General features: G+C 54.7%; 12 protein-coding genes, 1 tRNA gene and 1 pseudogene. 8 read left to right on the top strand and 6 right to left on the bottom strand.

Features of this window, described 5'->3' with window-relative positions:
* Positions 1 to 19: 19 nt before the first annotated feature.
* Both BDD14_RS13055 and BDD14_RS13060 read left to right on the top strand, forming a co-directional pair.
* Positions 20 to 292, top strand: coding sequence for an oxidative damage protection protein (locus BDD14_RS13055; RefSeq protein WP_130419179.1), 273 nt, complete (start codon positions 20 to 22; stop codon positions 290 to 292).
* Between the two features lie 64 nt (positions 293 to 356).
* Positions 357 to 433: transfer RNA gene (locus tag BDD14_RS13060), tRNA-Pro, on the top strand.
* On the opposite strand, the gene BDD14_RS13065 is transcribed toward BDD14_RS13060, so the two are convergent.
* Positions 407 to 1855, bottom strand: a complete 1449-nt coding sequence (locus BDD14_RS13065) for a recombinase family protein (protein WP_130419180.1) — start codon at positions 1853 to 1855, stop codon at positions 407 to 409. The two genes, BDD14_RS13060 and BDD14_RS13065, sit on opposite strands and share 27 nt — an antisense overlap.
* Before the next feature lie 260 nt (positions 1856 to 2115).
* Positions 2116 to 2367 carry a helix-turn-helix domain-containing protein gene (locus BDD14_RS13070; RefSeq protein WP_130419181.1) on the bottom strand — a complete coding sequence of 84 codons (252 nt, stop codon included), beginning with the start codon at positions 2365 to 2367 and terminating at the stop codon, positions 2116 to 2118.
* Positions 2368 to 2464: 97 nt separating this feature from the next.
* Here BDD14_RS13070 and BDD14_RS13075 point away from each other — a divergent pair, with 97 nt between their 5' ends.
* The 3 genes from BDD14_RS13075 to BDD14_RS13085 all read left to right on the top strand — a co-directional run bounded on the left by BDD14_RS13075 (position 2465) and on the right by BDD14_RS13085 (position 4110).
* Positions 2465 to 2821, top strand: coding sequence for a hypothetical protein (locus tag BDD14_RS13075; protein WP_207231730.1), 357 nt, complete (start codon positions 2465 to 2467; stop codon positions 2819 to 2821).
* 346 nt (positions 2822 to 3167) lie between these two features.
* On the top strand, positions 3168 to 3347 hold the full coding sequence (locus BDD14_RS13080; protein ID WP_130419183.1) for a hypothetical protein: 180 nt from the start codon (positions 3168 to 3170) through the stop codon (positions 3345 to 3347).
* 349 nt (positions 3348 to 3696) lie between these two features.
* A complete protein-coding gene (locus tag BDD14_RS13085) occupies positions 3697 to 4110 on the top strand; it encodes a hypothetical protein (RefSeq protein WP_130419184.1) in 414 nt (137 codons plus the stop codon).
* 371 nt (positions 4111 to 4481) lie between these two features.
* On the opposite strand, the gene BDD14_RS13090 is transcribed toward BDD14_RS13085, so the two are convergent.
* The 3 genes and pseudogenes from BDD14_RS13090 to BDD14_RS31805 form a co-directional block, all read right to left on the bottom strand.
* Positions 4482 to 7670 (bottom strand): two-component regulator propeller domain-containing protein, encoded by a 3189-nt coding sequence (locus BDD14_RS13090; RefSeq protein ID WP_242617928.1) that lies wholly within the window; start codon positions 7668 to 7670, stop codon positions 4482 to 4484.
* 117 nt (positions 7671 to 7787) lie between these two features.
* Positions 7788 to 8030: pseudogene (locus BDD14_RS34470) on the bottom strand (two-component regulator propeller domain-containing protein); the annotation flags it as partial.
* Entirely contained in the window at positions 7993 to 8925 is a 933-nt protein-coding gene (locus BDD14_RS31805; RefSeq protein WP_165420055.1) for a LamG domain-containing protein, read from the bottom strand. The pseudogene BDD14_RS34470 and the gene BDD14_RS31805, both read right to left, overlap by 38 nt.
* A gap of 519 nt (positions 8926 to 9444) precedes the next feature.
* Between BDD14_RS31805 and BDD14_RS31810 the strand changes: the two genes are divergently transcribed.
* The 3 genes from BDD14_RS31810 to BDD14_RS13095 all read left to right on the top strand — a co-directional run bounded on the left by BDD14_RS31810 (position 9445) and on the right by BDD14_RS13095 (position 12256).
* On the top strand, positions 9445 to 9615 hold the full coding sequence (locus tag BDD14_RS31810) for a hypothetical protein (RefSeq protein WP_165420056.1): 171 nt from the start codon (positions 9445 to 9447) through the stop codon (positions 9613 to 9615).
* 505 nt (positions 9616 to 10120) lie between these two features.
* The gene (locus BDD14_RS34475; protein WP_423201754.1) at positions 10121 to 10531 is read left to right on the top strand and encodes an IPT/TIG domain-containing protein; all 411 of its coding nucleotides are present in this window, start codon (positions 10121 to 10123) and stop codon (positions 10529 to 10531) included.
* 129 nt (positions 10532 to 10660) lie between these two features.
* Positions 10661 to 12256 (top strand): fucose isomerase, encoded by a 1596-nt coding sequence (locus tag BDD14_RS13095; RefSeq protein ID WP_130419186.1) that lies wholly within the window; start codon positions 10661 to 10663, stop codon positions 12254 to 12256.
* A gap of 55 nt (positions 12257 to 12311) precedes the next feature.
* Here BDD14_RS13095 and BDD14_RS13100 read toward each other — a convergent pair whose 3' ends face one another.
* Complete coding sequence (locus BDD14_RS13100) at positions 12312 to 13193, bottom strand: dihydrodipicolinate synthase family protein (protein ID WP_165420057.1); 882 nt, start codon at positions 13191 to 13193, stop codon at positions 12312 to 12314.
* Positions 13194 to 13414: the final 221 nt, after the last annotated feature.

Below are 13414 nucleotides of genomic sequence, written 5' to 3' on the forward strand. Positions count from 1 at the left end.
AAGGAGTTTAGGAAAACGCATGGCTCACATGGTGTTTTGCACAAAATTCAAGGCGGAGATGGAAGGGCTGGACGAGCCCCCATTCGATTCCGACTTCGGTCAGAAGATCTATAAGAACGTGTCGAAGAAGGCTTGGGGAGAATGGGTTGAACGGCAGAAGATGCTGTTGAATGAATACCGGCTGCAGCCCTGGACCCGAGAAGCCCAGGAGTTCCTGGTAGAGCAGATGAACGAGTTCTTCTTTGGCGAAGGCGGAGAGCTTCCCAAGGAATACGTTGCTCCCACCAAGTAATTCCACTCGTGTACACTTAATTCAATAACCCCGCTGCTATCCTCCTGGACGGCAGGCAATAAGTCGGGACGTGGCTCAGCCTGGTAGAGCGCACCCTTGGGGTGGGTGAGGTCGCTAGTTCGAATCTAGTCGTCCCGACCATTCTTCCAAATGAGCCCTTTTGAAGATCATGTCAAAGGGCTTTCTGTATGTCGGCGTTACACTTACGTCGTCCACAGAGCAGTTCGAAAATAGCATTTTGAGCAGTTTGGCCTTTTCGACTGGATTCTGCGAAACATACAGTGAATAGGCCTTATTCGCGAGTTCGAAGATTTTTTGCGCGTCTAGGGCCTTGTCTCCTGCTCCACCGTTATTGAGCCCTTGGATGGCCACTTTGATCTGCTGCTCTTCAGTCCTCCAGGCGTTCATCTTGCGCTCCCAGAAGTCCTCAGGGATTTTGCCGTCCAGCTTGTCTGTGTATGCCCCGTCCATCCGGTTATGGATGCCCGCGAGCCGGGCCTCTAGACGCGAACGCTCAGCATCGACTTTGCTCTCCGCGTGCTGTTGATCCTTACGTAGTGTCGTGACGATCTGCGACACAACCTCCTCCGGAACCTGCAGTCCCTTGAGCGGCTCCCCCAACCGACTGGCAAGGTCTTCTTCCCTGAAACGGGGAAGTTCACACTTGCCACGATGACCAGTGCACCGATAGTAGACGTACTTTTGTTTCTGGACGTCCCCAGTGAGAGTGCAGCCGTCGTAGGCGCAGTTCATTAGGCCACGGAAGGCAATCTCTCGTTTCGAGTACTTGGGCCGGTTGTGTCCGGCGAGGGCCGACTGCACTTCCTCGAACAGCACGGGGTCCAGGAAGCGAGGATGGGTACCCTGATAAGTTTGCCCACCCCATTCGAAAGTGCCCACGTAGAACCGGTTCTTTAGTATCAAATAAACGTTGCCCCGGCTGATCTTCTTGCCAGTCTCGACGTGTATTGTCTTGGCAAGTGTAGTCAGTGAATGAGAGCCCCTGGCGTAAAGTTCGAACATCCGCTTCACCGTGATTGAATCAACTGGATCGACCTCGATCGAGCGTTCGGCCTTGTTGTTCCGGTAACCAAAGGGTGCGAGGCCAGGGAAGGTACCCTGAGCCGCCTTTTCGCGCATTCCCTTCTTTACTTCTTCGCGAAGATTCTCCGAGTAGTTACGCGCCATTACGAGGTGAATTCCCTGGATCAACCGGGTCTGAGATTTGGATTCTTTCGAGACTGCCGAGCCTTCCTTTACAAAGTGGATCTCGATGTCCAAGTCCTCGAGAGTGACAGCATCACGAAAGTTGCGGTAAAGGCGGTCTGTCTTTTCGACGATAAGGACGCGGCATGATCTATGCCGCTTGAACCAAGTCACCATCTCGGAGAACTGCTTTCTCCCCGATGTCTTTGCCGTTTCGACATCCTCGAACGCTTTGACGATCTGGAAACCTTGGCGATCGGAATACTCGTGCAAGAACTTGGATTGCGCACCTAAAGAAAACCCTTCTTGCTGCTGCTCACGGCTAGACACGCGGGTGTAAAGAACAGCTTCTGTCATTGTTTCTGTTTCTCCAGTTTGAATGTGGGCATCTTCATTTAGATCGACAGACAATTTAGATTCGAAGTGATTGTCAGCGCGAACTCTCCCAATTTTGCAACAGTTCGAAGACACTAATCATGGCTCGAATATCCATGCCCCTATCAGCCGGGCTTCTGGCACGTCGGGCACCCACGATCAATCCGAAGAAGGAAATGACTACCGCAACCTATTGGATTGGACACCGCTCCTCATATAGAGGAGCCGCGATCGGTGATCGTTCATTTGGCTTTACGATCGCTACCAGTCAGCAGCCACTCGACTGACTTTCCGTAGAGTCTCGCGATCCGGAAGAGCGACACTACGCCAATCTCCTTCTGCCCGCGTTCTGCAGCGGAGATATGACTCTGAGCGACTCCGATGGCCTGAGCGAGTTCCGACTGATTGGTGTCGAAGCCCCTCAGTTCCCGGATCCTCCGGCCAACAGACTTCCAATCGGCAATGAACAGTTCGGGCGGGTTTTCAATTGACATTGAATCTCTGTATGGATATATTATCTGTATAGAGCTATAAACTCTATCTCTGATATCAGATTACTGCACTCGGCTCACAAGGGCTGAGGCAAGAGGAATGAGAACGACGATGAACCTTACCGCCCATTGGACCAGAAATCATGATGCAACTGTTGATGAACCACATTCCGTGCTGTGGCAGGACGGTCGCTCTGCGACTCCTACGGAATATGAAGATCACCGCGACGACACCTACCTCATAGTGCACCGCGATGATGGATGCACCGAAGTTCACTACTTCCCCGACTTAGTCGTAGAGGTAACTTACGACCGGGTCGCTCGACAGTGGTTTGCTAAAGGCCACGACGTCGAGACATTCGCGTTGGATGTCACAGACCCTAACGCCACCGACGATCAGATCTACCAGGAGATCTTTTCCTTCCCGGTGGTCTATCGTCATCGCATATGTCGCTAATAAGTAATGGGACTCGAGCGCTTCGCCAGCAACGCTCGGGGTAGATACCCTGCGATGCCTTCTCACGCATCCCCTTCTTGACCTCCTCACGGAGGTTACCGGCTTCATCAATTTCAAGTGAGGTTTCCACCGGCGCTTCTGGGCTTGACAGCGGAAGTAAGTGGGGTGCTGAGTTGATTCTTGACTCGTGCTCTGGACGAACTGGACATTCCTGTCTCGCGGTGTGACGCAACCGCTGCTCCTACAGGGGACGCCATAGTCAAGCTGCTGGGGTAGACTTTGATAACTTGCCAAGAGATTTCCTTTCAAGCTCGGTTCCAGCGTCTGCAAGACGAAACGGAACGGTATGGTCAACCGTGAGCCGCAAAGCACTCTGTGGAGCTGGCCGAACCAGAAACTGCCCGGCCTGAAGATTGGCCTGAGTGTCGAGATCGCACCTCAAGGGGGAGTTTCAACCCAGAATTTGGAAGAAATCAAAGGCGCTCTACGTGAACTCGGATTACAAGATGATCCGCAAGGTGAATAGGTAGATGACCGCTAAGAAGCTCCTCAGCGAGGAGCTTCTTAGCAACGGTGCACTTGAATTGTGCAGCCGACAGCGACCTGCGTGACCTGCAAATCCTTGCGTCGGAACCGGAAGCATGTGAATTGATGGCTATCTAATCTGCCGTTACACTGATCACTCGACACGCTTGAAGTTCGTTGGATCCTCCTAAGATTTGCTTACCTCTGGATAAGCGCCCCCAATGACGATACCGATTCTTTCCGATGACCTAATCTCTCATGTTTCCGGACTGGTAGCTGCCTACATTACGACTCAACGCAATAGATACATCCATGTCGCCCTTCCCCTGTCTATCAACCAGAGAACTGCGATGGCAGGGTTCTTCTCGTCGCAGCTTCTGGATGAAACGCGACTGCTTGTACTCAATGAAGAGCGAGTAGACAATCCTGATTTCTATCCGATGTTGCAACGCATGGGTTTCGACAATCTGCCCGACCAAGCGACAATGGCGGCGGTGACATTCGCCGACTGTGTGGTCTCTCATGGATATTGCACAGACGAGTTGCTCTTTCATGAACTTGTGCACGTGGAGCAATACCGTCAATTGGGAATCCCTAAGTTTGCCGATCTTTATCTCCGGGGCTTCTTAAGCGGAGGCGGCTACTTCGAGATACCCCTAGAGCGAAACGCCTACGCACTTGGCGAACTGTACGGGAGGAATCACTCTCGGCCCTTCTCGGTGGCTGATGAAGTGGGCCGCTGGATCTCGGAAGGTCGGTTCTGAACGCAGAGGTTAAAGAAGGATGAATCGTCATTGCCAAAAGAGCCCGGTTCGCGCTCTCAGACGTTCTCTCCACACCCCTTTATGGTAAGCGTGGGGTGTTGGCCGGGTGTACATCGTCGATTGGCTCCGCGATGATGTGTTCATGGCTGAAGCAGTGCTTGCGGGCGGATTGTCGGTCTCCTCGCCGACCATCCCATCACACGGATCGCTGAGTTGTTGCCATGGAACGTCACCATCAACACGCCTACGATCACGACTCAAGCATAAATAGGTGTCCACCTAAATTAGGTGGACACCTATTTGAGACACTCTCCTCCACCAACACACTCACAACAACCGCCCGGACCAAGCGCTTACCCCGATACTCGGAATCATATTGCCGCAGACACTTCCACGACTGCGGTTGGCAGAGTGAAATGAAACGTTGCGCCTCGTCCGTCGTGGGATGTGGCCCACAAACGGCCACCATGCGATTCCACGATTGAACGGCTGATCGCCAGCCCCATGCCGGTGCCTTGAGTTTTAGTGGTGAAGAAGGCATTGAAGATCTCGTCCGCTCTTCCGGCCGGCAATCCTACTCCGGTGTCGCTGACTGAGATCAGCACTTGACCGCCCTCGCCTGGTCCCGTCTTGACCGTGAGCACTCCGCCGGTCTCCTTCATTGCCTGGATACCATTGAGCATGAGGTTCATCAGTACCTGCTGCAGTTGCACCCGGTCCGCCGTGATTTTGGGAAGATCGGCGGCAAGGTCCGTACGAATCGAAACGTCATACCGGTTGGCTTCGCCCCGCAGCAGCAGGACTATTTCGCCGATGATTTCGTCCACGTCGACCGATTCTCGCTGTGGAGGAGTCTTCTTAAACAACGACCCCAAACGATCGATGATGTTGGCTGCACGCACCCCGTCCTTCACGCTCTCTGCTGTTGCCCGGCGCGCCTCGTCCAGGTCCGGCTGGTCGCGGTTCAGCCATCGCAAGCTGGTCTGCGCATAGGTCACGGCCGCGCAAATCGGTTGCTTTAACTCGTGAGAGATTGAGGCCGCCAGTTCTCCGAGTGTGCTGACCCGATTGGTGTGTGCAAGTTCTGCCTGTAGCTCTTCCGCATGTCTGCGATCTTCAATGTCGTTCGCCACTGCACACCACTTCACGATCTTGCCTCGGTTATCGCGCAGAGGCCGGGCGCGTGTCTGGAACCAGCGATAGACTCCGTCCGATCCGCCCCGAAGCCGCGCTTCATAATCCAGCGGTTCGCCAGTCATCTGCGACTCGCGCCATCGTTCGGTGACGCGCTTGAGATCGTCGGGGTGAACCGCCACCTCCCATCCTGAACCTGAGGCCTGTTCCGAGCTCAAGCCGGTGTATTCAAGCCATCCCCTGTTGAAGAACGTGCGATTGCCCCTGCGGTCGACAACGAAAGCCAGGGCCGGCATGGTTTCTACTGTGTCGCGGAATTTCCTCTCCTGCTCCTGCAAGTGGTGAACCCGCATTTGATAAACGCCCCACAGCAGCGCCAGAAATCCGGCGATGCACGCCAGACGGAACCAATTCGTCTGATAAAACGCCGGCAGGACTGAGAATTCAATCGAAGCGTCTTCGCTATTCCAAATACCATCGCTGTTGCTGCATATGACTCGGAATCGATACGTACCGGGGCTCAGATTGTCGAAGGTGGCTTCCCGAGTGCTGACCGTTTCACTCCATCCACGATCGAATCCCTCGAGCCGATAGCGATAACGGATTCTTTCGGGACTCGCGAGACTCAATCCCACGTAATCAAACACGATTCTCCGCTCGTCAGGTGTAACCCGGATCGACTGTCCCAGATTGACTTCCCTGCCGTCAATCCGAGCCGCTTCGATGTGCAGCAACGCCGGTAGAGGACTGGCGGCGCTTCGATATGGATTCACAACTGAGAGGCCACGGCTTGTAGAAAACCACACATTTCCCTCAGCGTCTTTCACGACAGAACGAAAGCGCTTCACTCCCTCTGTTCCTCGCAAGCCATCGTCCTGCCCATAGAACCGAAAAGCAGAGTCATTGAGCGCCTGCCCACTTGTCAAACGGTTTAGCATCGCTCGCAGCACCCTGTTTCTGGTTGCTATCCAAAGCCCCCCATTGCTATCCTGCGCCATTCCGAAAACTGGTTCGCGCAGCCACTCTTGCGTGCCTCGAGGAGTTTGAATACTACCCTCTCGAAGAAAGGAGAGACCTCCGCTCGTGCCTATCCACAAAACACCGGTGGAATCCTCTAGGAGGCAGGTGACATCGGGGGAAGTCAGGCCGTCGCGGACAGCATAGTTTCGCCAGCCGTTCTTTGAGAGCTGGCTAAGACCCTCTGGGGTGCCAAACCACATGCTTCCGTCCGTACCCTCGGCAATTGAGGAGACGGTATCGGAGATGAGACCGTCGTTTTTGGTGTAGTTGGTAAAGTGATCGTCTTTGAGTTTACTGACACCGCTATTCAGCGTACCGGACCACACCGCGCCATCCTGACTGACATAAACTGCATAGACGCTGTTTTGCGCAAGTCCATCGGTCACAGTGTAGGCCCGCGTACTTATCTCCTTCGGACCGAAGGCCAAACGCGTCAGGCCCCCATGCTGCCTTCCAATCCATACTTCATTCTTCTTTCCGGCAATCGAGTAGACCACATCTTGGGATAGCGAATTGTTCTCGATTGTGCCCGTCTCTGCCCCTTTGAGCCAGTGCAGGCTGCCCTGCAGTGGCGCGAACCAAGCCCGTCCATCTTCGTCAACGTAAACAGGTCCGCCGCTCTCAGACCGACCGTCCTCGACCGGATAGGTGGCGAAAAGACTACTGCGCAACCGCTCGATACCGTTTGACCTTCCGACCCAAAGATTGCCTTCACGATCTTCAAAGAGCGCTGTAACTGGCCCGGAATCTCCCGGGAGTTTCGCATCAAACAAAATCTCATCTCGGTTCGCGTGAATCAGTCCTTTGGCGGTGCCCACCCAGATGCTTGAGTCGTGGCCGCGAAGAAGGGCATGAACATCGGCTCGACGCAGGCTGGCCGGAATACCCATCTGCGTGAGTTTGGCGCCGTCCCATCGCAGAACACCTTTGTCCGTTCCTATCCACATCTCACCGTTGTCGAGGGGAAGCAAAGAGGTCGTCTTACCGCCGATTGTTCCTTTTGCTACTCTTGAAAGGCGACCATCAAACAAATACGAGAAGCCGTGATCTGGGGTGGCCATCCAGATCTTTCTGTCGCTGGCTTCTGCGATTGCGACAACGGCCGAGTCGGCCACTCGGTCCTGGGCCACACCGGTGGCCCAATTGAACCGTGCAAAAAGGTCGTCATCGCCTTGCACAGCGATCATCGAGTTTCGCGTCGGAAGGTTGTTCGCTTGCGAAGCCAGAACTTCGTACTTTTCTCCGTCGAAGGTAAGAATGCCGAGCCCAGTGAGTGAGGCGAAAAGTGTGGTGCCGTCTCTTCGGGTCCCTATCGCCGAAACCGCAAATTGCGCCCCCTCACGGCCCAACTCGAATCTGCCATTGTGTAGCCGCAATATCTGCGAGCTTTCCAGCAGTATCCACAAGTCTCCGCGTGAATCTGTCTTCAATGCTTGGACTGCACCGATTTGAAGGGTTCCTGGAACTGCTTGTCGGAAAACCTTAAAGTCCAACCCGTCGAAACGAATCAAGGCTTTCTTTGTACCAATCCAGAGATAGCCATCTGAAGTTTGCGCGAACGCCGTGACCTCGTCGTCAGGGAATCCTTGCTTCTCTCCCCAGGTCTCCCGCGCGTATTGCGACACGGCGTGGTTAGGGTTTAGGCGTTGCCCTGATGAGACTGGACCTAGTACTGCGAAAAGTGCAAGTGCAATGCACACCAATGGCCAATGGCTTTTCTGCGCCACCTCAGGGCAGATAGGCGAACTTATCGACGACCAGTTCATTGTCTCTAGTAACAGGGCTCTTGTCGCTGGGTACCACGTAGAACATGAAAGTGAATAATTCTTGTCCAGGGGACGGCACTCCGGATGTGAAAACATGTTCGCGGAATGGACGAGCCACCGAACGCCCAGCCGAAGAGCCCCGGAAAGTCTTAAAGGTGACCCGACCCGGCTCCCAGAGCATCGAGTGCGTAAACACGCCCGGAGGCTCAGAAAAACTCACCGTGTTTCCGGGAACGTACAGTGGCACGATGGTATAACGAAGATTGGCTGGATTTCCAGCATTGCCCCAGCGGCCCATTTCAACGTCTAGTTCGCGGTAGTGCTGCTCTCCTCCCGATAGATCGTACGTGTGAGCGCTCAGAACCACTGCGGGCTCAAGCTGCGAAACATCGTGCACAGTGAACACGTAGGTTCCATAGCCGAGACTGCGGGTTTGCGCGACAAAGGCGCACGTCCACTTGCCATCTTTCTTAGTAACACGTAAATGCAAGGCTCCGTGCGAGTCGACCCATGCGTTGTCCGCGTCATACAAATTGTCCACTCCGCCGCGGGCTGCGGAGGTCATCCGGACATTCCAGTCGTATCCACTGAAATGTAGCGTTTTGGTGGGTAGGGGCGGGAGGGATCCCTCACCCTTCACTGTTTTGACCGCGATGACAGATCCGCCCGAGGCGGGATACACATCCATGGTAGCCGGCGGGTGGTAATCCGGGTCGACGAGTAGTGCAGCGTATTCGTATCCCAGATGGATTTCCGCGCTCCATGTTGAGTCATGCTGAATCGGGGTAAACGGAGTTTCGACGCGAGGCTGGACCCACCAAGGTCCGCTTCGCACGTAGAGGACAATCTGTTGTCCAGGCCGTGCTCCTGAGATGCGTCCCGCAATGGTGCCCATTCGTTCGCGCCCGCCCTCAGCTGCTGGCGGAATTTTCGTAAATTCGATCGTTGGGGTGGCGTCGGTTCTCTGGGTGTGACACCCGTTGAGCGCAAGACAACAAGCCAAAACCAGAGCTAGCGTCAGGCAGAGTCCTCCGCCAGTTAAGTCCCGATCGCAACCTCTAATTCTCAAGAAGGGATTTCTCATAGAAATCCAACCGTCCACGGCTTTCGCAGCTTGGGTAAGAATGCATCACCTTTGGGCCTGGTGTCCAACCCATACTTTGGTATTGATCGATACGTTCGTCCGGTAGACTCGTCCTCTCGCCTCCGGCCTAATGGAAGCGACTGCATGGCAACTGATCTGTCTTATTCGGCCGGTTTGCAGCCGAGGGAATTGCGGCCCCGCAACAGCCTTAAACCAATACGAAGGTATCGCCAACTCCATACCTTCGTCCGATTGTTCCGCGGCATTGGAGGCTTTCGACTTTACGTTCGGTTGATCAACAATCAGCTAAGGTCCAAAAGGAGGTTCACGGTGAACTATTTCAACCGCCCAGCCGAACGCTTCGAAGTGGAGTGGCAAGAGAGATTTCGGAATCTACAAGCGCTGATCTGTGAGCTTGTTCTCAAGAACGAGCAGCTCAGGATGGCACTCGCAAGCATAACGGTGATCACACATGAAGAGGCTCGTGAGCGCGATGGCTAATCCAGAGCAATCTTGGGCCCTTGGGGTCTCGATGAACGCATACTTGGCCGAGTTACTCATCGGGGAGCCGATTGGTACAGAGATGTCAGAAGTGCTCCCAACGTGCCTTATCGGTCCGCTTGATTCACCTGCATGTCGATCATTCTGTTGATGTTGTATTGAATGGCATGGAAGGTCATACTTCGGATTCCCAACGGCATAACGCGGGCTCCAGAATTTATTGTTGGCCCCTGAAAGTTCGAAAATCGTCTACTAGGGCCGACCATTATTTTAGCTTTTCTATTTATAAGCTTACGAGCGGCAACCGTTGGTAGATTCGAACTTGAGATTGCTCATCGCCTCGGTTAGGCTGAGGGCAAAAGCCTGATGTCCTTATATAGCTTTCCTTCTTATCTTAGGGACAATTCTTCCTTCAATCAGTTGCGAAAACATGCAACCCAAGGGGTTGTGGATATACTTGCTCTCGACCATGAAATCCTGTTCATTTTGCACTCTTTTTTCTGCCATGGCATGTCTCTCGATAGCCATCGCAATCGCTGGTTGCGGCAGCTCGAATCCTGCTGTTTCAAATGGTGGAACCCCGCAGTCGCCAGCGACGCTTCCTCTCGCCGTTACTTCAATTTCGCCGACATCTGTTCCGGCGGGAGCTGCAGCCCAGACGCTCGCGGTGAACGGTAGTGGGTTTCAGAGTACGAGTGCTGTTCAGATAAATGGTGTGTCCGTCCCAACAACCTATGTCAGAGCGACACAGTTGACTGCGGTGGTACCCGCAAGTTCCCTCGCTACCGGAGCTATGCTCCAGGTGGCTGTACTCAATGGATCCAGCAGTAGCGCCAGTGCAGCTCAACGATCAGCCTTGAAGTCGATAATCCAGTTCCTGTCATTGCAGGTTTTTCACCGACCAGTTTTCTTGTAGGGGCTGCGCCAGTCACCATTTCCGTTACAGGATCGGGTTTCATCCCAGGGACTGTTGTTCAAGTGAATGGAAGCGCCCATGCCGTATGATGACCCCGTCGCGTTGATAGAAAGGTAGTCGAACTCCCAAATGAAAGACGATAGGATCATTTACCTGGTAGCCAGCGGCGACCTTCGCCTCGACGCCAACCAAGTCTGTTGGCCCGCGCAGGCGGCAATGGAACAAGCCCTGGCTCAATCCGTAGAACGTCTCAGCGGAAAGGTTGTTCGTGCTCACCCCTACGTGCCAGACAAGAAGCACGGATTTCTCGATTCGCAACGTTATGGAATGGACGTCTTTAAGAGCATCCCCGAAGACGCTCCTCTCATTGTGGCGGAGGCCGTCTGGCAGTATAGCCATCATGTGCTTCCAGGCCTGACCACGCATACAGGCCCTATCCTCACTGTCGCCAACTGGAGTGGACAGTGGCCCGGCCTCGTCGGTCTGCTCAACCTCAATGGGTCGCTCACCAAGGCAGGCATCGCCTACTCTTCCCTCTGGAGCGTCGACTTTGCCGACGAGTTTTTCCTGAACGGACTCCAGGAGTGGATGCGCACAGGAACCGTCACGCACGATCGCTCGCACGTCCATGCCTTTCAGGGGGCAACTGGCCGCGCATCACAGATTGGAGAAGCAGAAGCCGCTCGTCTCAAAAAAGAGAAGGCCATCATCGGCGTTTTTGACGAAGGCTGCATGGGAATGTTCAACGCCATTGTGCCAGACCATCTACTGCACCGGACAGGCATCTTCAAGGAGCGGCTCAGCCAGAGCTCGCTCGCCTACGCCGCCACGCAGGTAAGCGATGTCGAGGTAGAGGCCACCTTCCAATGGCTCCAGCATCGCGGCATGCGCTTCGCCTTTGGCACCGACGAAGCAACCGAGCTCACACGCTCCCAGGTGCTGCTGCAGCTCAAGATGTACATCGCCGCCGTACGCATCGCCGATAACTTCGGCTGCGCCGCCATAGGCATTCAGTATCAGCAGGGATTGAAAGATGTGCTTCCCGCCTCTGATCTCGCCGAAGGCCTGCTCAACAACACGGAGCGTCCACCTGTCTTCTCCGCTGATGGAAAGCGTGAGCTCTTTGCCGGCACAGCGCTTCCTCACTTCAACGAGGTCGACGAATGTGCAGGCATCGACGCTCTCGTCACGCACAGAATATGGAACACGCTTGGTCTTCCGCCCGAGAACACACTGCACGACCTCCGCTTTGGAGAAGACTTCGACGGTAGTTTCGTCTGGGTGCTTGAGATCTCGGGAGCCGTGCCTGCGGCGCACTTCGCCAATGGATATGCCGACGCAAGCAGCGAACGCCAACCGCCCATGTACTTCCGTCTTGGCGGCGGAACTCTTACGGGCAACAGCCATCCCGGCGAGATCGTATGGAGTCGCGTTTTTATCGAAAACGACAGGCTGAAGGCCGATCTCGGTCGCGGGACCGTCGTCCGTTTACCTGAGCAGGAGACCGAGCGACGCTGGTCCATCACCACGCGGCAGTGGCCGATGATGAGTGCCGTGCTGCACGGCGTCTCACGCAACCAGATGATGGCGCAGCACAAGGCAAACCACATCCACGTTGCATACGCTAACGATGCAGCCACCGCTGACGAGGCCATGATGGCGAAAGCAGAGTGCTTCCGTGCCATGGGCATGGAGGTCTCGCTCTGCGGCGTCTCGCCTGCCTGATGAGATGATCTGTCTGAGCACCTGTATCACTCACCGCAGCTGCTCAGACACAGATTTACGTGTGAGTTTGTTTGTACCATCCTCTGAACCATTCGCGAAGCTCAGTCACCTCAACCTCACGCGTTGTGCTTAGCGGAAACGGGTAGCTCTCGCGTGTAAAGTGACGTACCGCCGAAGTCACCTTAAGTCCCCACGGAGTAGGCAACGGCCCCAGATGATCAATGAACTCGTTCAGCAGATGGCTCTTTGTCTCAAACGCATTGCCATGTCCACCCGTTGCAAACAGCGAAGACATCAGCTCCGGCAGTGTGCAGGCCACTCCCGAGACCACGCCATCGCAAACACTCTCCACAAGCGCTGCCGACAGCGCAGAGTCGTTGCCAATCAAACGCGCATGCGTCAGGCCAGCCGCAGTCATGGCGCGCACGATATCCAATGAACCCGAAGAGTCCTTAATGCCCACAATGTTGGAGTGTTTCGCGAAGAGCGAAAGAACTGTGTCGACATGCAGGCCTGAGGTGAATTGCGGAAGGTTGTACAGCAGAATCGGTAACTCAACTGAAGACGCTACCGCCGAGATGTACGCCGCCAGATCATCTTCGCGGTAAGGAAAGAAGTTTGGCATGGGAAGCAACGTGGCATGCGCACCTGCAAGCTGCGCAACGCGTGCGCGTCTCACTGTAAGACGCAGATCGCCAGCGCCGATACCGCACAGTATCTCCGCATCCTGCGCCTCCTGCCGGGCCACGCGCACCAGCTCATCGACATCCGCATCCGAGACGATCGTAAACTCGCCCGTCGCTCCGTTGATCGCATAACCGCGAAGGCTAAACCTGTTCAGTTCGATGACCTGCTGCCGAAACGAGGTCGTGTCGAGCTCGCCATCGCTGGCTCGCGGAGAGAGTAAAGCAGCGTACACACCACGAAAAGAAGTCAAAGGATTCACCTTACACAAAACAGCAGGACAGGCCGAACCTGAGCGCATCAACCGAAGACTCTAACTAGTGCAAATCATCTCAGACAGCGCTTTCCGCTGCCCAGCAGATGTAACTATACACATAAATCAACCACTATGTCGACAGCGCGAATACAGAATTTTAGCCTGTGTTCGTCACGCGAACTATTCCGCAATCAGAAATATACCGTTATTTTGCAATA

It is taken from the genome of Edaphobacter modestus, assembly GCF_004217555.1.
Classification (GTDB): Bacteria; Acidobacteriota; Terriglobia; order Terriglobales; family Acidobacteriaceae; genus Edaphobacter; species Edaphobacter modestus.

Coding starts and splice junctions, on each gene's coding strand:
- BDD14_RS13080 (WP_130419183.1), top strand. CDS start 3,168: ATGGTCAACCGTGAGCCGCAAAGCACTCTGTGGAGCTGGCCGAACCAG.
- BDD14_RS34475 (WP_423201754.1), top strand. CDS start 10,121: ATGGCATGTCTCTCGATAGCCATCGCAATCGCTGGTTGCGGCAGCTCG.
- BDD14_RS13070 (WP_130419181.1), bottom strand. CDS start 2,367: ATGTCAATTGAAAACCCGCCCGAACTGTTCATTGCCGATTGGAAGTCT.
- BDD14_RS13075 (WP_207231730.1), top strand. CDS start 2,465: ATGAGAACGACGATGAACCTTACCGCCCATTGGACCAGAAATCATGAT.
- BDD14_RS13055 (WP_130419179.1), top strand. CDS start 20: ATGGCTCACATGGTGTTTTGCACAAAATTCAAGGCGGAGATGGAAGGG.
- BDD14_RS13065 (WP_130419180.1), bottom strand. CDS start 1,855: ATGACAGAAGCTGTTCTTTACACCCGCGTGTCTAGCCGTGAGCAGCAG.
- BDD14_RS13085 (WP_130419184.1), top strand. CDS start 3,697: ATGGCAGGGTTCTTCTCGTCGCAGCTTCTGGATGAAACGCGACTGCTT.
- BDD14_RS31805 (WP_165420055.1), bottom strand. CDS start 8,925: ATGGGCACCATTGCGGGACGCATCTCAGGAGCACGGCCTGGACAACAG.
- BDD14_RS13095 (WP_130419186.1), top strand. CDS start 10,661: ATGAAAGACGATAGGATCATTTACCTGGTAGCCAGCGGCGACCTTCGC.